A 23,603-nucleotide genomic window follows, 5' to 3' on the forward strand; every position below is an offset into this window, starting at 1 on the left:
CGGCATCAGTCGGCTGATTCGGTAGCGGACCGGATCTTGGCGAGTTCGGCGAGACCGCTTACCGTCAGCACTCGCATGAGCAACGGGTTGGCGATGATCTGCAGCGATTCGGCATGGGGGACAAGGGCATTGATCGCGGCACTGTCCAGGTAGTCCACCGCGCTCAGGTCCACGTTGAGGGTGCTGTCGCCGTCGACCGCGGCGTCGAGCGCTTCGGCGAAGTCGGCCACGTTGCTCGCGTCGATCTCGCCGGCGGCCCGTAGCACGAGCTGGCCGTCGGCGGCCCGGTCGACGCGAACGGTCAGCGGGGTGCTCATCGGCGGATCCTCGTCGAGAGGCGGACGACGGTGCCGGTGGTGTCGGGGAGGATCGAGACGTCCTCCATCAGTGCTTCCATGATCTGGATGCCGCGGCCGCGGTGGGTGTAGCCGGATTCCTTGGGCTTCCAGGAGCCGGCGTCGGTGATCGTCAGGCGCAACAGATCGACTTCGGAGGTGGCCTGCAGGGTGATCGTGCCGCCCTGGCCGTGGCGGTAGCCGTGCTCGATGGCATTGGTGACGGCCTCACCGGCGGCGACGAGAACGTCCTGCGCCTGTTCGTGGTCGATCCCGGCCGAGGTCAGCCAGTCGCGCAGTGCGGCGCGAGCGGGCGCCAGGTGTAGCGGGTCGGCGGGGATCGTCACTTCTAGTGGTTTGGGGTGTCGGTAGATCAGCAAGGCGACGTCATCCTGGTATCCGCCTGGCGGTGCCAGGCTTGTCATTATCTGGTCGGCCAATGGGTCGAGGTCGAGGGTGCTGTCGTCACGAATGACGTTGGTGGCCTGCTCGATTCCGTCGTCGAGCGAGCGACGTCTGCGCTCGACGAGGCCGTCGGTGTACAGCAGCAGGGTGGCCTGCGGGGGCAGGATCGCGTCGGTCTGGGGCCGTTCCCGGTCAGGTCGGATACCCAGGGCGATGGAGTGGCCGCCCTCGAGCAGGGTGGTGGAGCCATCCGGGCACACCAGGATCGGCGGCGGATGGCCGGCGCTGGAGTACACCAGCGCGCCCGTGGCGGGATTCAGGATCGCGCAGAAGGCGGTGGTGGACTGCGCGCCGGGAAGGCGCGCGGCGAAACGGTCTAGCCCCGCCAATGCCGCTGCGGGGCTTGATTTTTCGAGAAGCAGCGCGCGACAGGCGCTGCGCAGCTGTCCCATGACCGTCGCCGCGCTGAGATCGTGCCCCACGCAGTCGCCGACGACCAGGGCGATCCGGCCGTCGTCGAGGGCGATCACGTCGTACCAGTCGCCGCCCACTTGCAGCGGGTGCGACGCCGGTTGATAGCGCACCGCGAATCCGGCAGGCAGATCGTCCGGACCCAGGATTGAATGTTGCAGTGCCAGAGCGGTTTCCCGCTGCTGATCAAGCTGGTGGACGCGCTGCAAACCCTGGCCGAGGCGGCCGCTGAGCACGGTCAGCAACGTCATGTCTTCGACAGTGAACGGGCGTTCCGCGGGAAGTTCGATCCAGATGACCAGGGTGCCGCGCGGATGTTGCAGCGCGATACCGGCCGACCCGGCAATGCTGGTGTCGGGCGTGAGGAGGTTTCCGCTGCTGCCGAGTTCGATGATGTGTTCCCGCACATCCGGCACCAGAGCGGCCCACTGTGCCTCGTCGGCGTCGCCGGCGAAATCGGGATGTTCCGAACCCGGACCGGTCGTGCCGCCACCCGGGAAGATCGCCGCCAGCACCCGGCGGGCCGACCACTGTGCGCGCACTTGCTCCAGCGCCCCGTGCAGGGCGTCGTCGACCGCATCTGCCTGTGCCAGTTGCTGATTCAGCGTGGCAAGCGCAGTCTGACGTTGAACGCTGTAGTGCTCCGCGGTGACGTCTCGGAATGTGCCGACCATGACGCTGCGGCCTGTCGCCGGGTCCTGGGCGTGCGCGATGTTGGCGGTGATCCACACCCGGTGCCCGTCACGGTGATTCACCGGCACCGTGTAGCTGCCGTGGGGTTGATCGGGGAGCGCGGCGAACGCAGCGACGATCTGGGCATTGGCCTCGGGCTGCGTTTCGGCGTCCGGCCACCACGGATGGACCGGATCGTAGGGCAGGTCTTCGGGCCCGAAGCCGAGAATGTCGGTGAACGCCTTGTTCATCTCGATGACCGCACCGACTTCGTCGCAGACGAAGAACGCCTCCTGCAGGGACTCGACCAGCGCGGTCCGCCACCGCAGGTGGTGGCTGCGGAGCTTGGCCAGCTCGATGTTCGCCCGCACCCGGGCCAGCAGCTCGGCGGCGACGAACGGCTTGACCAGATAGTCGTCGGCGCCGGCCTGCAGGCCTTCGATCGAGGCCTCCTGACCGGCACGTGCCGACAACAGCAAGACGGGCACCGCCACGGTGTGCGGGTCGTTCCGGAGAGCGGCGACCAACGCCAGACCGTCCAGGCGGGGCATCATCACGTCGCTGACCACCAGATCCGGCCGGTCGGCCCGGATGCGGCTCAGAGCCTGCTGGCCGTCGGCGACCTCATCGACCTCGTACCCCGCGCCCCGCAGCAGCCGGACCAGGTACTCACGCATATCGGCGTTGTCGTCGGCTACCAGGACACGGCTCGTCGACTCGACGACGGGCGGCGGGTTGGGTACGGCGGCCAGGTCACCGTTGCCGCTGTCGGGCAGCCAGCGCAGCGCCTCCTGCACATAAGGCTCGGCGATGTTCGACGACCGGCTCGTGCCCGCCGGACTGAGCGCCTCGGATGGCAGGTGGCCCGCTCCGATCGGCAACCGGATCGTGAAGGTGGTGCCGGCGTCCTCGACGCTCTCGGCGGTGATGGTGCCGCCGTGCAACCCGACGAGTTCCTTCACCAGGGCCAGGCCGATCCCACTGCCCTCCGTGGACCGGGCGCGGGCGCTCTCGATCCGGTGGAATCGCTCGAACAGCCGCGGCATCTCGGCGGCGGGCACGCCGATGCCGGTGTCGGCGACGGTCACCACGGCCTGGTCGCCGTCCTGGGTCACCCGGACCGTGATCGATCCGGAGAAGGTGTACTTGAGCGCGTTGGACAGCAGGTTGAGGATGACCTTTTCCCACATGTCGCGATCCAGGTACACCGGCTCGGCCAGGGGCCGGCAGTCGACGATCAGCTGCAGGTCGGCGCGATCGATGGCCGACCGGAACACGCTGGCCAGTTCGGCGGTCACCTGGGCCAGGTCCACCGGCTCGTAACGGGCCTGCACCCGGTTGGCTTCGATGCGGGAGAAGTCCAGCAGAGTGTTCACCAGCTTGGCCAGTCGCAGGCCGTTGCGCTGGATCACGTCGAGTTCCTGCTGAGCCCGTTCATCCAGGCCGGCGTGGGCCCGCAGTTCGCCCACCGGGCCGAGGATCAGGGTGATCGGGGTGCGGAACTCGTGACTGATATTGGAGAAGAAGGTCGTCTTGGCGCGGTCCAACTCGGCCAGCTCATCGGCCCGACGCTGCTGCTCGCTGTAGCTGCGGGCACTGGAGACTCCGGTCGCGATGTGCCCGGCTACCAGGTCGATGAACCCGCGGTACTCGTCATCGAGGGGCCGGTATGGATTCAGGGCCGCCACCAGGAAACCGGGCGGATCGCCGCCCTGGGCCAGCAGCGGCGTCACCAGCGCGTGGCTGGGCGGTTTGCGCCAGCCTCCGGTGGGCAGATCGGTGAACGACGGACCGTCGAGGTCGACAACCACCGATTGGCCGTGGGCGGGCTCGTTCACCGGCCACATGCCCGAATCACTGCGCAGTACCGCGGGAGCCGCGGGATGCGCGACCGCTATCCCGCTGGACCCGGCGAGCACGGCGATTCCGTCGTCATCGAACAGGTAGGTCAGAGTGAACGGCAGATCGAGGGTGTTGCGGTCGAGTTGGCGGGCGGCGAACGCCAGCATCTCCGACTCGGTGCGCACCACGGACGGGTCCGAGCCAAGGTGACGCAGCGTGGCCATCCGCCGTTCGCCGATCACCCGGTCGGTGTCCTCGCTGACGACGCACAACATTCCTACGACGTGTCCCGTCTCGTCGCGAAGCGGGCTGTAGGAGAAGGTGTGGTAGGTCTCCTCGGGGTAGCCAGATCGCTCCAGGAACAGCAGTAGACCCTCGTCCCAGGTGGCTTCCCCGGTGGTCAACACCCGGTCGACGCGTGGTCCGACGTCGTCCCAGATTTCGGCCCAAACCTCGCTGGCAGGCCGGCCGAGCGCCCACGGGTATTTGCGGCCGAGCGTGTCGCGACGGTAGGCGTCGTTGCAGAAGAACGTCAGCTCGGGGCCCCAGGCCATCCACATGGAGAAGCGGGACGACAGCACGATGCTGACGGCGGTCCGCAGGCTCTGCGGCCAGTCGGCGGACGGTCCTAGTGGGGTCGACGCCCAGTCGACTGCTGCCAGATCACGACCGACATGATCGTCGGGGCCGGAAGCTGATCCAACGTCCACAAACGTCCTTTCGGCTAGATCCGGCCTGGTGTGATCAGCCAACGGGTTCACCTTACGGCCCCGGTGCTAAACCAGCGGGATAGTCGAACAAGCCCAAACTCCGTGGCGCGAGATTACAACGGGCGCACCATGACGTAGTCCTGTTCGATGTGTGTCCCCATCGGGAAAGACTTGGTGCCGGCGACGACGAACCCCTGCTTGCCGTAGAACCGTTGCGCGCGACGGTTTCTCTGGTTCACGCCCAACCAGACGCACTGCGCCCCGCCGCCGGCCGCCCTGCTCACCGCGGCGCGCATCAGCGCCGCCGCGACGCCCGACCCGTGGCTGTCGGCCTGCACGTACAGCTTGGACAGCTCGACCGCGGGCCGCGTGGTGACCGCCTGGGCGACGTCGGGATCGGTACCAACCCCGTCGATCAGCATCGCGTAGCCGACCATTCGGCCCCCGGTTCGGGCGGCGAGCACGGTGCGCGACGGGTCGGCCAGGTAGTCGGTGAACCGCCCGCGCGACAGGTGGGCGGCGATGAAGGCGGTGATGTCGGCTGGGGGCGAGGTGGGCGGGCATGCGAGCGGGAAGGTGGCGGCCGCCAGCTCGGCGAGTGCGACGGCATCGGCTTCGACCGCATCGGTTACTTCGATATCCCCAAAGCTGTTGGGCGAGTTCATATTCACAGTTTCCGCCGGGCCAGAGGCGCACCGGCGTGCGGGTAGATCGGGACCGCGGTGGACACCAGGTCGCGGTAGCACTCCCAGAACGCCCGGGAAGCGCGGCGGGTAGTCGCTGCCGGCGCGGGGCTGCTCGCCGCAAAGAGTGTGAGTAGGGCCACCACCACTGCCCGCAGAGAACGCACGAAACTCCTCCTCACCCCGCAGGAATGATGGCACACGGGCAGCGATGCTGTTCGGGAGCTCGGTTTGCCGGTCGGCGCCGGTGGTACACCCACGGTTGCCTGCCGCCGGCCTTTACGGCATCTTTACGCGAAGGTGTGCCGGGAAGTCTGGTCGGCAGTCGCGCCCGAATGGATGGGCGGTCGACTCGAGCGAAGATGCGGAGACTCAGGCGTGGCACTTGTCCTGGCATTCGGTGTGGTGCTGCTGCTGAGTGTCTCGCTGTCCGGTGTGGCGGCCAGGACCGTGCTGTCCACCGCGTTGATGTTCCTGGTGGCAGGTGCCTTGATCGGACCGGGCGGATTCGACATCGTCGAGTTGGGCCCCGGGCATGGCATGGTTGCCGCACTGGCGGACATCGCGTTGTTCACTGTCCTGTTCACCGACGGTCAGCGCGCCAATATGCATGCGCTGCGCGAGAATTGGCGGCTGTCCGGGCGAGCTCTGGGGCTGGGGATGCCGTTGACGATGGTGGGAATCGCTGTTCCGGCGCACTTTCTGGCCGGGCTGGACTGGCCCACCGCGTTTCTCCTCGGTGCGATTCTGTCGCCGACCGATCCGGTGTTCGCCGCTGCGCTGGTGGGTCGGTCCGACATCCCGCTGCGATTGCGGCGGCTGCTGAACGTGGAGTCGGGCCTCAACGACGGGCTGGCGCTGCCGTTCGTGCTGATCTTCCTCGCCACTGCCAAACACGAGAGCTCGCACTGGACCAAGGTTCTCGAGGAGCTCGCGCTGGGCCTGGTCCTCGGCTTCGGTATCGCCGCGCTGGTGGCACTGGCCTGGCGCAGCAAGGTCCTCACCGCCGAGCCGCGACTGCAGCCGCTGGGGCCGGTCGCCATCGCGGTCGTCGTCTACGCCGGCTGCCACCTGACCCACGCCAATCCCTATTTGGCCGCGTTTGCCGCAGGCTCGACTTTGGCGACGCTGGACCCGGTGACTGCCGAGCGGTTCGAACCCTTCGGCGATTTGTTGGCCGAGCTCACGAAGTTTGCGGCGCTCTTGGTCTTCGGAGCGCTGATCACGCCGGAAAGGCTGTCGCACCTGGGATGGCAGGGCTGGCTGCTGGCGGTGGTGGCGATTGTGGTGATTCGCCCGGTGTCACTGCTGGTTTCGCTGGTGCGCACGAAGATGCCGCGGCGCGAGCGGCTCACGGCGGCCTGGTTCGGCCCCAAAGGGTTCGCGTCGGTGGTGTACGGGCTGCTCGCTCTGCAGTCGGGCATCCCCGACAACCAGCTTGTCTTCGACCTCGTCGCGGTGACAATCGCGCTGTCGATCGTGCTGCATTCCTCCACCGACGTCCCGGTGGCCAAATTGCTCCGCGTCGAGCCGCCCGACAATCTGCCGGCCGGTCGGCCCGAGCCCGGTGAGCCCGCGGCTGCCGACCGCAGAGCGCCGGAGTCCGCGTGACTGGCGCCCCGGCGGCGGCCGAGGACGTACCGTTCTCGTGTGCGCGCACAGCAGATCGCCGAACAATTCCCGGTCGTCGCATTGGATTCCGCTGCCCTGGACGCAGTGCGCTTGATGGCCGAACAGCGACTGCCCGGTTTGGTTGTCACCGACGCGCAGGGCATCCCGCTGACGATCCTTCCGGCGTCGCAAGTCGTGCGCCTGCTGGTTCCGGCCTACATCCAGGACGACCCCTCGCTGGCTGGTGTACTTGGCGAACAAGCGGCCGACCGGATCGCGGACAAACTGGGGGGCAAATCGGTTCAACAGGTGCTGCCCAAGTCGGCTCCGCGCATGCCGACGGTCGATGCCGACGACACGATCGTGGAGGTCGCCGCGATCATGGCCCGGGATCACTCGCCGCTGGTGGCGGTGATGACCGGCAAGCAACTCGTCGGTGTCATCACCGCATCGCGATTGTTGGAAGTCGCGCTGGGGATCCACTGAGCTCGACAGGCACGCGATAACCGTGGCCGTCGTCGCCCTTGCCGTCTTCGCCGTTGCGTATCTGCTGATCGCGACCGAGCGGATCAACAAAGTCAAAGCGGCTCTCGGGGGAGCCGCCGTGGTCGTGGCCATCGGGACCGTCGGTTCCGATGACATTTTCTATTCACGTGAGACCGGGATCGACTGGGACGTCATCTTTCTGCTGCTGGGCATGATGGTGATCGTCGGCGTTCTACGGCAGACCGGTGTCTTCGAGTACACCGCGATTTGGGCAGCCAAGCGGGCCAAGGGATCTCCACTGCGGGTGATGATCCTGCTGGCCTTGATCACCGCTGTCGCGTCGGCCTTGCTCGACAACGTCACCACTGTCCTGCTGATCGCGCCGGTGACGCTCCTGGTCTGTGATCGGTTGGCCATCAACCCCGTACCGTTCCTGCTCGCCGAAGTGTTCGCGTCCAACATCGGCGGCACCGCGACTCTGATCGGCGATCCACCAAACATCATCATCGGTAGCCGAGCGGGCCTGTCGTTCAACGACTTCCTGGTCCACGTGACCCCGTTGGTGGTGATAGCGCTCGCGGTGTTCCTGGCGGCACTGCCGGTATTGTTCCGCGGTTCGTTTGCCGTCGAAGCCGATCGGGTCGCCGAGGTGATGTCGCTCGACGAGCGGGAGGCGATCCGGGATGTGCGCCTACTGGTCAAATGCGGCGTGGTACTCGGCGCGGTCTTCGCCGCGTTCATCGGGCACTCGGTGATTCACGTCGAGCCGTCCGTGGTCGCACTGCTGGGGGCCGGGGTTCTGATCCTCATCTCCGGTGTCGAGCGCAGGCATTACCTGGGCAGCGTCGAGTGGGACACGCTGTTGTTCTTCGCAGGCCTGTTCATTCTGGTGGGTGCGCTGGTCAAGACCGGGGTGATCGGAAAAGTGGCGGAACTCGCCGGGGCGGCAACGGGCGGTAGTCCGTTGTTGGCAGCGATGGCGATACTGCTGGTCTCGGCACTGTTGTCGGGCGTGATCGACAACATCCCGTACGTCGCGACGATGAGCCCGGTGGTCGCCGATCTCGCAGCGACCGTGGCCAATCCCGTGCACGGCCAGGCCCTGTGGTGGTCGCTGGCGATCGGAGCGGACTTCGGTGGCAACCTCACCGCCGTCGGTGCAAGTGCGAACGTCGTGATGCTGGGTATCGCAGCCAGGGAGGGATACCCGATCAGCTTCTGGGAGTTCACCCGCAAAGGCGCAGTGGTGACCGCGTTGACGGTCGGGGTCGCGGTGCCCTACGTGTGGTTGCGCTACTTCGTATTCGGCTGACCGGGCTGACTCTGCCTGTTTCCTGGGAAACCATCCCTCCCGCGTTTGATCGCTTTGGCCGCGGGTACGTCCGCCCCACCGGGATGGCTGGGGCGAATGGAGGGCTTCGTGGGCGTGCGGCGCTGGATCGAAGATTGGCCGGTATACCGGCAGCTCACCGGATCGGACCCGATGGGTAAGGCCGCATCGGTCCAGTCCCGCAAGTCGGCCGCCCTGCAGGCGCGGACCAACACCGCGGACCGCGTGGTCAGCTCGGTGTGTCCGTACTGCGCCGTCGGATGCGCCCAGCACGTCTACGTCCGTGATGACAAGGTCGTGGCGATCGAAGGCAATCCGGACAGTCCGGTCAGCCGTGGCCGGCTGTGCCCGAAGGGGGCGGCGAGCCTACAGCTGACCACCGGTTCGGCCCGCCTGCACCAGGTGCTCTACCGCGCGCCGCACGCCGCCGATTGGCAGGTCCTCGATTTGGACACCGCTATGGAGATGGTCGTGGACCGGGTGCTGGCCACTCGGGACGAGACCTGGCAGGAGGAGGTCGACGGCGCACGCACCGCGCGCACCATGGGCATCGCCAGCCTGGGTGGGGCAACGTTGGACAACGAGGAGAACTACCTCATCAAGAAGTTGCTCACCGCGCTCGGGGTGATCCAGATCGAGAACCAGGCGCGGGTGTGCCACAGCTCCACGGTGGTCGGGCTGGGAAGTTCGTTCGGCCGGGGCGGTGCCACCACCTTCCTGCAAGACCTTCCGCACGCCGACTGCATCGTGATCGAAGGATCCAATTTCGCCGAGTGCCATCCCGTCGGCTTCCAATGGGTGATGGAGGCCAAGGCTCGCGGCGCAGTGGTGATTCACGTCGATCCGCGGTTCACCCGAACCAGCGCGCTGGCCGATCTGCATGTACCGATCCGCGCCGGATCCGACATCGCGTTTCTCGGCGGCATCATCAATCACGTTCTGACGCAGGAGAAGTACTTTCGGGAATTCGTAGTGAACTACACCAATGCGGCAACCATTGTCGACGAGGAGTTCGCCGACACCGAGGATCTCGACGGCTTGTTCGGTGGATTCGATTCCGACAGCCGCCACTACGATTCCGCCGACTGGCAGTACGAGGGCGTGTCGGTGGCTGCGGCATCAGGTCAGCGGGGTCACGCCGGTGGCGATGATGTGCGGTCCAGCGGGCGAGGCGAGCAGCACGGGTCGGGTGGGGCCGCCATGGAGGGCACCCCTGCCCGCGACGAAAGTCTTCAGCACCCGCGCTGCGTTCTGCAGATCCTCAAACGGCACTACGCCCGCTACACCCCGGAGATGGTCGCCGACGTATGCGGGATCGCTCCGGACGTGTTCGCGAAGGTCTGCGATGCGCTGACCCAGAATTCCGGGCCGGAACGTACCAGCGAATTCGTCTACGCCGTCGGCTGGACCCAGCACAGCACGGGGTCGCAATACATCCGAACGGCCTGCATCCTGCAGCTGCTGCTGGGCAACATGGGCCGGCCCGGCGGTGGCATCCAGGCCCTGCGGGGGCATGCCAGCATTCAGGGATCCAGTGACATCCCAACGCTTTTCAATCTGCTGCCGGGATACCTGCCGATGCCGTACGCCGAGCACCAGCAGAACCGGACCGATTTCATCGCCGCCGACGCCGCCCGCAAGGGGTTCTGGTCGCAGATGGACTCCTATTTCGTCAGCCTGCTGAAGTCGTGGTGGGGTGATGCGGCCACGGAGGACAACGATTTCTGCTTTGAGTACCTGCCACGGTTGACGGGGTCGCACAGCACGTACGACACGGTCTTCGAACAACTTGCCGGGCGGTGTAAGGGCTACTTCCTGCTCGGCGAGAACCCAGCGGTCGGCTCGGCGAACGCAAAGATGCAGCGGTTGGGGATGGCCAATCTGGAATGGCTTGTGGTGCGGGACTTCTCGCTGATCGAGAGCGCCACGTGGTGGAAGGACGGTCCGGAGATCGAATCCGGCGAACTGCGCACCGAGGACGTGGCCACTGAGGTGTTCTTCTTCCCGGCCGCGGCGCACACCGAGAAGTCAGGCAGCTTCACCAACACCAATCGCATGCTGCAGTGGCACGAACAAGCTGTCGAGCCGGCCGGTGACGCGCGCAGCGACCTCTGGTTCATGTATCACCTGGGCCGGATCATCCGCCAAAGGCTGGCCGGGTCAACCGATTCCCGCGATCGGCCGATTGTGGACCTCGCCTGGGACTACCCGACGATCGGCGCGCTGGAGGAACCGGACGCCGACGCTGTGCTCGCCGAGATCAACGGGTTCGACGGCGACGGCAGGCCGCTGAATGCCTACACGCAGTTGCGCAACGACGGCAGCACTCGGTGCGGGTGCTGGATCTACTGCGGGGTATACGCCGATGGCGTAAACCAGGCGGCGCGACGCAAGCCGCACACCGAGCAGAACTGGATAGCGCCGGAGTGGGGATGGGCGTGGCCGGCGAACCGGCGGGTGCTGTACAACCGTGCGTCGGCGGCTCCCGACGGCACGCCGTGGAGCGAACGCAAAAAGCTGGTCTGGTGGGACGGCGCGGCGGGCAAGTGGACCGGGTACGACGTCCCGGACTTCGAGGTCGACAAGTCGCCCGACTACCGGCCGCCCGAGGGCGCCGGCGGGATCGAGGCGTTATCGGGCATCGATCCGTTCATCATGCAGGCCGACGGCAAGGCCTGGTTGTACACCCCGGCCGGGGTGGTCGACGGCCCGCTGCCCGCGCACTACGAGCCGCAGGATTCCCCGGTGGCCAACGCGCTCTACGATCAACAGCGCAATCCGGCCCGAATGACGTTTCCTGACAAGCGTAATCGCTATACGCCCGGCCCCGAGGCCGACGGTGCACGGGTCTACCCGTACGTGGTGACCACCTACCGGTTGACCGAACACTTCACTGCCGGCGGCATGTCGCGGTGGTCGCCGTACCTGGCCGAACTGCAACCGGAGATGTTCTGCGAGATATCCCCGGAGTTGGCCGCCGAGCGTGGACTGCGCAATGGGGGTTGGGCCACGCTGGTCAGTCCTCGCGGAGTCATCGAAACCCGCGTTCTGGTCACCGACCGGATCGCGCCGCTTCGCTTGGGCGAGCGAGTGGTCCACCAGATCGGCCTGCCCTACCACTGGGGGCCCAACGGTGTCAGCAGCGGGGACGCCGCCAACGAACTATCGGCGATCGTGCTCGATCCGAGTTCGCACATCCAGGAGGTCAAGGCATTCACCGCCGACATCCGTCCGGGGCGGCGGCCACGCGGGCCGGACGCCGACGCGCTGGTCGCCGACTACCAGCGCCGAGCCGGGATCACCGACCTGACAGGAACGGAGGTATGAGCCACGTGGACATCAAAGCGATGCTCGCCCAAGGGGATCCGCCAGGAGACGGTGGATATCCCGAGACGACCCCGCGGTATGGGTTCTTCACCGACACCTCGGTGTGCATCGGCTGCAAGGCCTGTGAGGTGGCGTGTAAGGAATGGAACCACGTGCCCGACGACGGTCTGGACTTCACCGGGATGTCGTACGACAACAGCGTCGGTCTCGGTGCGGACACCTGGCGCCATGTCGCGTTCATCGAGCAACGCAAACCGTTGGGGAACCAGCAGACTGCCGACCGAGTGGACCTCGGCATGCCCGGGCTGGAACGGCCCGGGCAGACATCCACGTCGGAGCCGGGCGCGTTCCGCTGGCTGATGTCGTCGGATGTCTGCAAGCACTGCACCCACGCCGGTTGCTTGGATGTGTGTCCCACCGGCGCGCTGTTCCGCACCGAGTTCGGCACCGTGGTGGTGCAGGAAGACGTCTGCAACGGATGTGGTTACTGCGTTTCGGCCTGCCCGTACGGGGTGATCGACCAGCGCGCCGACGACGGACGGGTGTGGAAGTGCACGATGTGTTACGACCGCATCGGTGACGGCTTGGAACCGGCCTGTGCCAAGACCTGTCCGACCGATTCGATCCAATTCGGTGAGCTCTCCGAGCTCAGGGGGCGCGCCCAGCGGCGACTCGAGCAGCTGCACACCGCCGGGGTCGCCGACGCCCGGCTCTATGGCGAAGATCCGGATGACGGCGTCGGCGGGGCCGGGGCCTTCTTCCTGTTGCTCGACGAACCGGAAGTGTATGGCCTGCCGCCGGATCCGGTGGTCACGACGCGTGCGCTGCCCGGCATGTGGCGCAACGTCGGGATCGCGGCGGTGGGGATGCTGGCGGCGCTGGGCGCGACGTTCCTGGGTGGTAGGCGATGAGCCCCAGCGACGGAACCGATGTCCGCCACGGCTACACCGATCCGCCGGATCGCGATGCGGTGACCGGTGCGCGCGGGCGAGTTCCGGGCCGCGGGCGGCGAAGCCGTCGCGGCGAGCGCGCACTGGTTCCCGATGTGAAGTTCGAATCCTATTACGGCAGACCGATTCTCAACGGTCCCACCTGGTCGCCGTTGGACATCGCCGGCTATCTGTTCCTTGGCGGACTGGCCGGTGGGTCTTCGGTGCTGGCCGCGGGAGCCGAGTTGACCGGGCGCCGGGGGCTTGCGCTACCGGCGAAAATCGGTGCGCTGCTGGCAATTCTGACCTCACTCGTGGCGTTGGTCCATGATCTGGGACGGCCGGCTCGGTTTGCCAACATGCTCCGGGTCTTCAAACCGAGTTCACCGATGAGCGTCGGATCCTGGGTGTTGACGGCTTACGGGCCGCAGGCGGGGATTGCGGCGGCGTGCGCGGTCACCGGGCTCTTCCCGCGCAGCGGCCGTGTTGCCACCTTGGGCGCCGGACTGCTCGGCCCCGCGGTGGCGTCCTACACCGCGGCGCTGATCGCCGATACCGCGGTGCCGGCGTGGCACGAGGGTCACCGTGAGATGCCGTTCGTGTTTGTCGGCTCGGCGGCCGCGGCCGCGGGCGGGCTGGGGATGGTGGCCGCCCCGCTGCGCGAAGCAGCCCCGGCCCGACGGGCGGTGATCATCGGCTCGGTCGCCGAACTCACCGCGATCGAGATCATGCAACGCAGTATGGGTTTGAGCGCTGAAGCGCTGCACAGCGGAACGGCGGGGCGCCTGCACCGCGCGGCCCGAGCACTCACTCTCGTCGGAGCGGTCACCGCCGCCGCGGCCGGCCGGCGCTCGAGGCGGGCGGCCGCACTGGCCGGTGCGGCAGCACTCGCCGGGTCGGCGTGCACTCGGTTCGCGATCTTCTATGCCGGGGTTGCCTCGGCACACGATCCCAAGTACACCGTCGTCCCACAGCGGGAGCGACTCTCCCAACAAGCTCAGTCCGTGCCGTCATGACGCTGTCAGCATCTCGACCCCACGCCGCGACCCGTCCTTTCCCGCCGCGCTCCCGTCCGCTGGGCGCAGCGCTCGTGGATCTGATCGCCACCACAGACCCGAAACGGATCGGCCAGATGTATCTGGTCACGTCGTTCGCCTTCTTCCTGGCGGGCGGCCTGATGGCGCTTCTGATGCGCAGCGAACTCGCCGTTCCGGGGCTGCAGTTCCTGTCCAATGAGCAGTACAACCAGCTGTTCACGATCCACGGCACAGTGATGCTGCTGCTGTATGCGACGCCGATCGTGTTCGGTTTCGCCAACGTGGTGCTGCCGCTGCAGATCGGTGCCCCTGATGTCGCGTTCCCGCGGTTGAACGCATTGTCGTTCTGGCTGTTCGCTTTCGGCGGTTTGATTGTGCTGAGTGGGTTCATTGTTCCGGGCGGAGCCGCCGACTTCGGCTGGACGGCGTACACACCACTGAGCGATGCGGTGCATGCGCCGGGAGTCGGCGGTGACTTGTGGACCTTCGGGCTCATCGCCTCCGGACTCGGCACGATCTTGGGTGCGGTCAACATGATCACCACGGTGGTCTGCATGCGCTGCCCCGGCATGACGATGTTCCGGATGCCGATCTTCACCTGGAACATCCTGGCCACCAGCGTGCTGATCCTGGTCGCGTTCCCCATCCTGACCGCGGCCCTGTTCGGGTTGGCTGCTGATCGCCACCTGGGTGCGCATATCTATGACCCGGGCAACGGCGGCGCAATCCTCTGGCAGCATTTGTTCTGGTTTTTCGGCCACCCCGAGGTCTACATCGTGGCGTTGCCGTTCTTCGGCATCGTGACCGAAATCTATCCGGTGTTCGCCCGCAAACCGGTCTTCGGCTATAACGGCCTTGTCCTGGCGACCTGGTCGATCACTGTGTTGTCGGTGACGGTGTGGGCCCATCACATGTTCGCAACCGGTGCTGTGTTGTTGCCGTTCTTCTCGTTCATGACGTTCCTGATCGCGGTGCCGACCGGTATCAAGTTCGTCAACTGGATCGGCACGATGTGGAAGGGCCGGCTGACGTTCGAGACGCCGATGCTGTTCTCGATCGGCTTCCTGGTGACGTTCCTGCTCGGTGGTCTGTCCGGGGTGCTGCTGGCGAGCCCGCCGCTGGACTTCCACGTCAGCGACACGTATTTCGTGGTTGCGCACTTCCACTACGTGCTGTTCGGCACGATCGTGTTCGCCTCCTACGCCGGAATCTACTTCTGGTTCCCGAAGATGACCGGCCGCCTGCTCGACGAGCGGCTGGGCAAGGTGCACTTCTGGCTGACGTTCATCGGCTTCCACACCACGTTCCTGGTGCAGCACTGGCTCGGTGACGAGGGCATGCCGCGCCGCTACGCCGACTATCTGCCGTCGGACGGCTTCGAGACGTTGAACATCGTGTCGACGATCGGCGCGTTCATTCTCGGTGTGTCGATCATCCCGTTTGTCTGGAACGTCTTTCGCAGCTGGCGCTACGGTGAGGTCGTCACGGTCGACGATCCGTGGGGTTATGGCAACTCGCTGGAGTGGGCCACCTCGTGCCCGCCGCCGCGGCACAACTTCACCGAGTTGCCCCGGATCCGTTCGGAGCGTCCGGCTTTCGAGCTGCACTACCCGCACATGATCGACCGAATGCGCACGGAATCCCACGTCGGCAAGTCACCCGATGACCATCCCGCCCCGGCCGATACCGTCGTCAGTTCGGCAGGTGGCACCAAGCGCTGAGGCGGCCACGCGATCAACACAGTGAAGAACGCACTACCGCCTCCTCACCCCAACGGACTGATGACAGACCCGGTCCTGCCTGTCGGGCTGCCCGCGGGACAACAGGTTCGGTCGCCGGGCGGGCACCACTAAGTGATAGGCCGGAGGCCAATTCGCGAAGATTTGACACCGACGCTAGTTATTTCCGGAGGTGGGCGTAGCGTTGGTCGGGCGACGGGCGACAGATTGGGCTGCTACACCTGGCGTAGGCGGGCCCGGCGCTAGCAGCCGAAAGCGTTGAGAGAGCAGCGTCGACTTGGCCGGTCCCGCCGTTCGTCGTTGAGCGCTCAGCCGAAGACGATCGCGGCGGCCAGCGCCGCGCCGAACACCACCGTGGGGCCGGCCATTCCGGCGATGAACCCCAGTCCGAATCGGCGCCCTCCAGCGGTGAAGGCCAGCACGACCTTCACCAGCAAATTGGATCCGAGCGCGGCGGCGATCGCGATCAATGCGGTGTCGACGCTGATGTCGCCTTTGGCGGCCAGGCTTGCCGCCGCGACCGAACCGGCGTGTGCGTCGGCGAGCCCGGCTGCGAACGCGGCAAGCACCGCGCCCTGCGGCCCCAATACCTCTGCACCCCAACGTCCGACAAGCAGGGCGACGGTCAGTACCGCGGCGAGGATAAGAGCGGGTCGCAGCGCGAACGGCCGGGTGGCCGGGGTGGACGCCGCGTCCTCGGCGGGGTCCGGGCTGCGGTCCTGCGCCGCGCTTCGGTACACCATCAGCGCTACGGCGATGAGGACGACGGCTCCCGCGGCGACGGGAAGCCACAGTCTGCGCAGCACGTCGATGTCGACCAGGCCGATCACCAGGAGAAGTTGGGCAAAGGTGGCGCCGCTGGCCAGCAGTGCGCCTGCCAGCGGCGCGCGTACGCCGGCGTCGGTGCGGCTGGCCCGGCCCATGGATGCCGTCGTGGCGCTTGCCGACACGAAGCCACCGGCCAGGCCGGTGACGAGCAGGCCGCGCTGGGGTCCCAGGGCGCGAACGCCGATGTAGCCGACCCAGCCGATGCCGGTCAGCAACACGACAAGCAGCCACACCTTCGACGGGTTGAGAACCCCGTAGGGCCCGATCTGCCGATTTGGTAGCAGGGGCAGGATCACGAACGCGACCACGAAGAACTTGATCGCGTCCTCGAGTTCGATCTCGCTGACGATCTCACGGGCGAACCGATGGATCCGGGTTTTCGACACCAGCAGCAGCGTCACTATCACCGCCAGTGCGACGGCCACTGCCGGCCGGGTGTAGGCCAGCGCGCCGAGCAGGTACGCCACGACAGCGGCTATCTCGGTGGTGGTACCCGGATCGTCGCGGCTGGTGCGGAGATAAGCCAGGGTGAAAAGTGCTGCAACGCAGACCATCCCGGCTATGACAGCCCATGTGTTGAAGCTCGCCGCGACCGCGCCGGCCAGCGACAGCAACGCGAACGATCGGGAACCGGCCGGCAGTCGGCGGTTGTGGCTACGTTCACGCTCGAAGCCGAGCAACATTCCGATGGCCAGCGCCACCAGGAACGGCTCCAACTGCTGGACGTTCACGGCGAAGCCCCCCGCATCACAGTCACGGTCCGGATGTCGGGCTGACTACTTCGGTGACGGCCGCGGGTGCACTGCCCGGGATGCTTCGCTGGTGCTCGTGGCCTCCAGCCCCCCACCCCGCATACCCCAGTGCCACGGCAAGCGCGGTGTATATCGCCGCTTCTGACCACATGAAGCCCACCCCCCAGCGTCGTCCGAGGAAGACGGGTTCGTTGATGATTCCGCGGGAGGTCGCCACCGCATAGGCGGCGTGGGCGTAGCCCAAGGCGGCGAACGATCCCGAAAAGAACTTGCACGCTTCGCGGTTCATGGTTGACTCCTGTGCTCGATCGGTATGACTTGTGCGGCCGGGTGCAGCCGGTCACGTATCAACGGGAATTCGGTGTGCACGTGCTGGTCCATCGCCGTGGCGAAGCCCGGCGACAAGTACATCCGCAGAAGCGGATCGAGCAGGCGCCCCGGTCCCGTCCATCCGGCCGTAATCGTGTGGCGAACATCCACACCGCCACTGCGATCCGTGACCTCGATCGTCAGCCAGGCCGGAAGCCGGACGCCTTTCTTCATCTGCCACACGATCTTTCGGCCGGGTACGGCCTCGACGACCACCGCCGTCATGCGGAGTCGACGGGTGCCGATGAACTCGTCCATGACGACCTCATCGCCCAGGTGGCCGGACCGTCCTGCGGTGACGGGGTGCAGGTGCAGGTGTACGCCGGGCCACCACTTCTGGTACGTCGCATCGCTCCAGTCGGACAGAAAGGTGGTGACCTCGGCTGCGGTCAACCCCGGAACTGTTACTTCGGATCGGATCGTCAACACCGTTGGACCTCCCGCAATATCACGTCCCGTCAACGCTATTGCCGTTGCCGTGACCACGTGAGGGTCCAACGTCATCGAGTTGGTGGTATCTGGTCCGCTGTCCGCGTCGCCGCGGTGTCCTCAGCGTCGGTGAGGGTGAAATAGTTCTCTTCCTCTTGCAGGAAGTGCAGACGCAGCAACGCGTGCAGGCCGTAGAGGCAGGCGCGAAGGTCGTCGAGCTGGTCGAACTGGACGGCTTCGGCGTTTCGCGCCAGCTCGAGATGGTTGCCGATCCGGTCGGTCAGTCGATGAATCTCGGCATGGGTCCTGCTCATGGTGGCGGTTGCTTCGGCGCTGCCCAGGGGAGCGGCCAATGCCGGGTAGAGGTCGTTCTGCTCGGCATCCTCGTGCGGTAGCAACTGGTCGGTGAGGAACCGATGCGCACGGTCGAGCGCTTCGATCGCCGAGTCGTCGCGGTGGCTGTCGAGTTGGGACGCGGCATCACGCAGCTGCGAGAGTGCGTCGCGCAGGATGTCGTGTTCTGCGGCGAATCGGAGCAACAGAGCCTCGGTCTCGTGCGGCAGCACAACGCCTACCGCCGGGTTACCGCGAAGTGCACGTAGCGCATTCAGGATCACAGCGACGTCGATGCCCTCCTGCAGGAGCGCTCCCGCCGCGGGCGGTAGCCAACCGAATGCGGCGACGCCCATCGCGAGCAACGACAGGGTCATTCCGACGACGGCGCTCTGCACCGCGATGTGCCGGGACCAGCGGGCGATATCCATCGCGTCGGCCAGGCGGTCCAGCCGATCCGTGGTCAACACGATATCGGCGGCCTCTGAAGACGCGGTGGCGCCGCGTGCGCCGATTGCGACACCGACTGTGGCCGCGGCCAGGGCGGGGGCGTCGTTGACGCCGTCACCCACCATGACGGTCACCGCCTTTTCTCGTTCGGCGCGCACGGCGGCCACCTTGTCCGCCGGGCTCTGGTCTGCGTACACCTCGTCCAAACCGAGGACAGTTCCCACCTCCCGGGCCGGCGCGGCCCGGTCGCCGGTCAGCATGACGAGTCGCGTGAAGCCCGCCGCGCGTAGCCGGCGCATGGTTCGAGGCGCGCTGCGGCGCAGGGGATCTCGCAGCAGTACCGCGCCGATCACAGCATCGTCGACTTCGACCCATGCGATCGCGGCGGTGTCCAGGCTCGCGCGATTGACCGCCGCGCGCGCCCACCCCGCTTCCGGGACAGCGATGGAGAGTTTGCCGACCGAAACCTGCGCACCATCGACCGTGGCCGCGACCCCTCGCCCGGGTTGCTCGATCATGTTGACAGGCAACGACAGCGATATCCCCTGTGCGAGTGCTTCGGTGACGATCGCCTCGGCCAGCACGTGGGGGGACATCTGGTCGACGGACGCGGCGAGGCGCAGAACCTCCCTGCGGTCGTAGGCGGGTGCAGGGAGGACATCGACCACGACAGGACGGCCGGCGGTGAGCGTACCGGTCTTGTCCATCACCAATGTTTGTGCATGCCCGAGGTTTTCGAGCGCGCCGCCGCTGCGGACGACGACACCGTGGCGCGATGCGCGCGACAACCCCGACACGATCGCCACCGGCGCGGCCAGCAGCAGGGGGCACGGGGTCGCCACCACGAGCACCGCCACCGCACGGACCCATGATCCGCTGGCCAGTCCCGCGGCGGCCGCCACCACCAGCGCGACCGGAAGAAACGCGGCGGCATAGCGGTCGGCCAGCCGAACGATCGGGGCGCTCTCGGAGCCGGCCTGCTCGGCCAGTCGCACGATGCCGGCGTAGGTGCTGTTCGCGGCGGTGGCCGTCGCGCGGATGTCGAAGGCTGTGGCGGCATTGACCACACCGCTGCGGACCGGGTCACCGATCGCACGTTCGACTTGCAGGGGCTCACCGGTCAGGACCGACTCGTCGAGAATCGCCTCGGCGCCCTCGATTCGGCCATCCACGGGAACCACCTCGCCGGGACCGACGACCAGCACGTCACCGACCGCGACGTCCGCCAGTGGGATGACCGTGACTGCGTCGCCGGCCTTGCGTCGTGCGAACCGCGGCGCATGCTCGAGTAGGGCCCGAAGATCCTTCGATGCTCGGCGTTGCGCGGCGGCATCCAGGAAGCGGCCGGTGGACAGCATCACTGCGATCAGGGCGCCGGCCACATACTCGCCCACCCAGAGGGTTCCGACCAGGGAGAGCACCGCCAGCAGATCGACCCCGGCCCGGCCCCGACACAGCGAGAGGACAACCCAGACCAGCGCGGGAACCACAGCGGACAGTGTTCCCGCGGCCCAGATTCCGTCGGCGATCCCGCGCCGGCCGATGAGCCAGGCGAGGCCGCCCAGGAGCAGAGCCGTCACCGTGAGGGTTAACAGAACCGGCTCGACCAGCGGCCGGATCCGCAGCCACAACGGCCGGTGTGCGCTTTCGGCACCGCTCACGGGCCTGCCCCGGATCGTCCGCCAGCGGGCACGGCATTTGCGATCACACGCCCTCCTCGACCTTTCTTCCCGTCATCCTCATGACATCCGGACCCTGCGTTAAGAGGACAAGGTCACCTTCTTTGGGCGCTGAAAGAACGTGTGTTCGGCGGCGACGAGTCGTGTTGCGTGGCACGCTCGTTGAGTGCCCATGCCGAGCGTCGCCCCCGCCGTTCTGGTCGTCGAGGACGATCACGCGCTCAGTGCGATGCTGGCGGCGCTGCTGACCGAGGAGGGGTACCGCGTCGACACCGCATACGACGGACAGCAGGGGTTGCACCGCGGGCTGAGGGGGGATTACGACGCTTTGATCGTGGACCGCGGATTGCCGGTGATGGACGGCGCGGATCTGATTGCGCTGCTCAGGTCGAAAGGGGTTGCGACGCCTGCGTTGATCCTGACGGCGCGCGGAGCGGTGGATGATCGGGTGGAAGGCCTTGACGCGGGCGCTCAGGACTATCTGGTCAAGCCCTTCGAAGTTCCCGAGCTGCTTGCCCGGGTTCGGGCTCTGCTGCGGCGAATCGACAACTCCGCCACCGTCGTCGCGGCCGGCGGACTGCGTCTGGACCGGGTGACCCGCCGGGTGTCGGGGCCGAACACGGACGGCGCCGAGGTGGAATTGTCCGAGCGGGAAGCCTCGCTGCTGGCGACGCTGATGTCCGCACCCAAACGGGTGTACAGCCGCGCGCAGCTGCTCGACTTGGTGTTCGAGGGCGTCGAGTCCGGCGGAGCGGTGGATCTCTACGTCCACTATCTGCGGCGCAAACTCGGCAAGCAGGTGATCCGCACGGTGCACGGCGCCGGTTACCGATTCGGGTACGAATGACCCCGGCTGGTGATCTGGCCGTGGTGCGGCGCGCCGGCCGCATTGCGGCGATTCAGGCATCGGTCGCGCTTGCCCTGGTTCTGCTGGTGGTGGGCGGGGTGGTGTTCATGGTCTATGTGCGTGCGCAGAACCGGCAGATCGACGCCGAGTTGCGGACGTTGGCCATGTCGGCTGACGACGCCGGCGACCCGCCGCCCGACATGGAACTCGCATTGCGCGAGAACGACGGTGCGGTGTCGACCAGTGATGGCGGCCAGCCCGGTGTGGCGTTGCTGGCCGGACCGGCGGGCTTCGGTGACCTGCACACCGGCGGGCGCCATTACCGAACGTTCGTCGTGGACCGGCCTGAGGGGCGGGTGGTGGCGATGATGGATCTGGCCCCCTACCACGCGGGCCGCAACCGTCTGCTCATGTCGGTGGCCTTCGCCGAACTGGCAGGCATCCTGGCATCGATCGCGGTGGTGGTGCTGTTCACCCGACGGTCGGTGCGTCCGCTGGCCCAGGCGTTGGCGTTGCAGCGCAGATTCGTCGCGGACGCATCGCACGAATTGCGAGCGCCGCTGACGGTGTTGCACACCCGTGCCCAGATACTGGCTCAACGGGCCTGTTCCGCGGACCCTGAGGTGGTCCGCGCCGACGCCGACGCGCTGGTGGCCGACACCCGGGCGCTCAGCGACATCGTCGACGATCTGCTGGCTTCGGCGACGATGACGGCCGGTGAGTCGCGACGCGATCGGGTCGACCTGGCCTCCGTGGCAGCCGACGTCCACCAGAGCCTGGCCCCGTACGCCCATGCGCTGGGCGTCCACCTGTGCTACGAAAAGCCAAGCGATACAAGCCTGTTCGAGATCGTGGGATCCAGTGCTGCCCTCCGCCGGGCGCTCACCGCACTGGTGGACAACGCCCTGAGTCACGAGCACTCCGGCGGTGTGGTCGACATCCGTCTGAGCCGGCACGGCTCGACGATCAAAGCTGAGGTCGCCGATGACGGCGTCGGCATCGATGCCGACGCGATGGCCACGCTGTTCACCCGGTTCGCGCGCGGCACCGAGCACACCACGCGCACCGATCGGCAGTCGTACGGGATCGGGTTGGCGCTGGTGCGGGAGATCGCCCACGCCCACGGCGGTGAGGTAACCGTCGAGTCGACGTCCGGTCAGGGCGCGACCTTCACCCTCATGCTGCCGGCCGCCCCGGTCGCCTAGTGGGGTGCGCGCGCGTCGATCGCCAGCCGTTCGCCGTCATGGCGCGAGAGCACCAGGTCCAGCCGCGAAACCCGGGCGGTGAGCGGATCGCGCAGCCGGATCGCATCGCGTACGTCGTTGGGCCACAGGTATCGCCAGGCCGAGTAGCTGTTGGTCATCTCGTACACGTTGAAACCGGCCTCGAGGAACGGGCGCAGGACGTCGACCGGCCGGAGGTGCCGGTCGGGCCACCATCGGGGCGAGAGTTCGACGACGATCTCCGCGTCGTCCCGCAACGTGCCGATGATGTTGCGCATCCCGGCCAGGACATCGGGTTCGGCGCCTTCGACGTCGATCTTGATCAGCCGCGCCGAGGTGATCTCGCGGAACGTGAGGATCTCCTCGAGCGGCTTGGCTTCGATCGTCGATTCGGCATGCAGACCTCGCGACGGCAACGTGGTTGACATTCCGGCGTTGTTGCGCGGACCGGCATACACCGTCAACGTCCCAGATTTCGCGGCCGCCGCCATGTTCACCTGACGAATGCGATCGCAATGGCCGCTGGCATCCACGTTCTGGTGCAGGTCGTCGAACATCGCAGGCGATGCCTCGACCGCGACCACGCCGCCCTGGGCGCCCACCGGGCCTGCCGCGAGCAGTGAGTAGTAGCCGATGTTGGCGCCGACGTCGATGAAGACGTCGCCGTCGCCGAGCCGGCTCGCGATGAAACGGGTGAGGTCGGGCTCCCACTCGTGGAACACCCAGATGTAGGTGGCGATCAGATCGGGCAGCCGGCACATCAGGGTCGCGTCGAAGCCGGTGCGTCCCGGCAGCTGTACGGGGTGCCCCAGCCGGCCGTAGCCGCGCAACAGCAATGACAACGTCGCGAATACGGGTACGAGGAGCGCGGCCCGGAGCACCCTTTCAGCGCGTGGAACCGTTTGCTTGGGAGTGCCGAGTCGCCGTGCCACGTTGCGCAGACCGCATGCCGTCGCGACGACCATCAGTTCCAGAGGTGACCGGGTCGAAACCATGCGTTACAAATTCATGTCGCATTCTTTGAGGGGACAAAGAACATCCGGCCCTGCGCACCCGACGCGACACCCGAAGCTGCGAGATGACGCCAAATACGCAGATTCTCAAGCAAATTCGGAC

18 protein-coding genes are annotated in these 23,603 nt (G+C 66.9%); 9 read left to right on the top strand and 9 right to left on the bottom strand.

The annotated features are described in order from the left end of the window. Positions 1-5: 5 nt before the first annotated feature. The 4 genes from BST42_RS02830 to BST42_RS29300 form a co-directional block, all read right to left on the bottom strand. Complete coding sequence (locus BST42_RS02830) at positions 6-317, bottom strand: STAS domain-containing protein (protein WP_083117004.1); 312 nt, start codon at positions 315-317, stop codon at positions 6-8. Then, on the bottom strand, positions 314-4,435 hold the full coding sequence (locus tag BST42_RS02835; protein WP_083117005.1) for a SpoIIE family protein phosphatase: 4,122 nt from the start codon (positions 4,433-4,435) through the stop codon (positions 314-316). The genes BST42_RS02830 and BST42_RS02835 overlap by 4 nt, the downstream gene beginning before the upstream one ends. Before the next feature lie 113 nt (positions 4,436-4,548). Continuing rightward, complete coding sequence (locus BST42_RS02840; RefSeq protein ID WP_083117006.1) at positions 4,549-5,100, bottom strand: GNAT family N-acetyltransferase; 552 nt, start codon at positions 5,098-5,100, stop codon at positions 4,549-4,551. A gap of 2 nt (positions 5,101-5,102) precedes the next feature. Next, on the bottom strand, positions 5,103-5,285 hold the full coding sequence (locus BST42_RS29300; protein ID WP_133057404.1) for a hypothetical protein: 183 nt from the start codon (positions 5,283-5,285) through the stop codon (positions 5,103-5,105). Between the two features lie 211 nt (positions 5,286-5,496). On the opposite strand from BST42_RS29300, the gene BST42_RS02845 reads away from it, so the two are divergent. The 7 genes from BST42_RS02845 to ctaD all read left to right on the top strand — a co-directional run bounded on the left by BST42_RS02845 (position 5,497) and on the right by ctaD (position 15,559). After that, a complete protein-coding gene (locus BST42_RS02845) occupies positions 5,497-6,729 on the top strand; it encodes a cation:proton antiporter (protein WP_083117007.1) in 1,233 nt (410 codons plus the stop codon). A gap of 39 nt (positions 6,730-6,768) precedes the next feature. Continuing rightward, entirely contained in the window at positions 6,769-7,215 is a 447-nt protein-coding gene (locus BST42_RS02850) for a CBS domain-containing protein (protein ID WP_083117008.1), read from the top strand. Between the two features lie 22 nt (positions 7,216-7,237). Then, positions 7,238-8,527: an ArsB/NhaD family transporter gene (locus BST42_RS02855; protein ID WP_083117009.1), complete on the top strand. Its 1,290-nt coding sequence runs from the start codon at positions 7,238-7,240 to the stop codon at positions 8,525-8,527. A 96-nt stretch (positions 8,528-8,623) separates the two neighbouring features. Further along, positions 8,624-11,872: a formate dehydrogenase gene (gene fdh, locus BST42_RS02860; RefSeq protein ID WP_207569428.1), complete on the top strand. Its 3,249-nt coding sequence runs from the start codon at positions 8,624-8,626 to the stop codon at positions 11,870-11,872. Continuing rightward, the gene (locus BST42_RS02865; protein ID WP_435405999.1) at positions 11,869-12,783 is read left to right on the top strand and encodes a 4Fe-4S dicluster domain-containing protein; all 915 of its coding nucleotides are present in this window, start codon (positions 11,869-11,871) and stop codon (positions 12,781-12,783) included. Before fdh ends, BST42_RS02865 begins: the two co-directional genes overlap by 4 nt. After that, positions 12,780-13,817, top strand: a complete 1,038-nt coding sequence (gene nrfD / locus BST42_RS02870) for an NrfD/PsrC family molybdoenzyme membrane anchor subunit (protein ID WP_083117010.1) — start codon at positions 12,780-12,782, stop codon at positions 13,815-13,817. Before BST42_RS02865 ends, nrfD begins: the two co-directional genes overlap by 4 nt. Continuing rightward, complete coding sequence (ctaD, locus tag BST42_RS02875; protein ID WP_083117011.1) at positions 13,814-15,559, top strand: aa3-type cytochrome oxidase subunit I; 1,746 nt, start codon at positions 13,814-13,816, stop codon at positions 15,557-15,559. Before nrfD ends, ctaD begins: the two co-directional genes overlap by 4 nt. Before the next feature lie 326 nt (positions 15,560-15,885). Here ctaD and BST42_RS02880 read toward each other — a convergent pair whose 3' ends face one another. The 4 genes from BST42_RS02880 to BST42_RS02895 all read right to left on the bottom strand — a co-directional run bounded on the left by BST42_RS02880 (position 15,886) and on the right by BST42_RS02895 (position 20,399). Beyond that, on the bottom strand, positions 15,886-17,136 hold the full coding sequence (locus BST42_RS02880) for an MgtC/SapB family protein (protein WP_083117012.1): 1,251 nt from the start codon (positions 17,134-17,136) through the stop codon (positions 15,886-15,888). A 22-nt stretch (positions 17,137-17,158) separates the two neighbouring features. Beyond that, positions 17,159-17,446, bottom strand: coding sequence for a hypothetical protein (locus BST42_RS02885; protein WP_237159175.1), 288 nt, complete (start codon positions 17,444-17,446; stop codon positions 17,159-17,161). Beyond that, positions 17,443-17,919 carry an SRPBCC family protein gene (locus BST42_RS02890; protein WP_083117013.1) on the bottom strand — a complete coding sequence of 159 codons (477 nt, stop codon included), beginning with the start codon at positions 17,917-17,919 and terminating at the stop codon, positions 17,443-17,445. The genes BST42_RS02885 and BST42_RS02890 overlap by 4 nt, the downstream gene beginning before the upstream one ends. A 107-nt stretch (positions 17,920-18,026) precedes the next feature. Next, positions 18,027-20,399, bottom strand: coding sequence for a heavy metal translocating P-type ATPase (locus BST42_RS02895; protein ID WP_237159176.1), 2,373 nt, complete (start codon positions 20,397-20,399; stop codon positions 18,027-18,029). Positions 20,400-20,589: 190 nt separating this feature from the next. On the opposite strand from BST42_RS02895, the gene BST42_RS02900 reads away from it, so the two are divergent. Next, positions 20,590-21,264 (top strand): response regulator transcription factor, encoded by a 675-nt coding sequence (locus tag BST42_RS02900; RefSeq protein ID WP_083117014.1) that lies wholly within the window; start codon positions 20,590-20,592, stop codon positions 21,262-21,264. Continuing rightward, a complete protein-coding gene (locus tag BST42_RS02905; protein ID WP_237159177.1) occupies positions 21,261-22,469 on the top strand; it encodes a sensor histidine kinase in 1,209 nt (402 codons plus the stop codon). Before BST42_RS02900 ends, BST42_RS02905 begins: the two co-directional genes overlap by 4 nt. On the opposite strand, the gene BST42_RS02910 is transcribed toward BST42_RS02905, so the two are convergent. Beyond that, on the bottom strand, positions 22,466-23,482 hold the full coding sequence (locus tag BST42_RS02910) for an FkbM family methyltransferase (RefSeq protein WP_083117015.1): 1,017 nt from the start codon (positions 23,480-23,482) through the stop codon (positions 22,466-22,468). The genes BST42_RS02905 and BST42_RS02910 overlap by 4 nt on opposite strands. Between the last annotated feature and the right edge of the window lie 121 nt (positions 23,483-23,603).

It is taken from the genome of Mycolicibacterium rhodesiae (assembly GCF_002086695.1).
Taxonomy (GTDB): Bacteria; Actinomycetota; Actinomycetes; order Mycobacteriales; family Mycobacteriaceae; genus Mycobacterium; species Mycobacterium rhodesiae.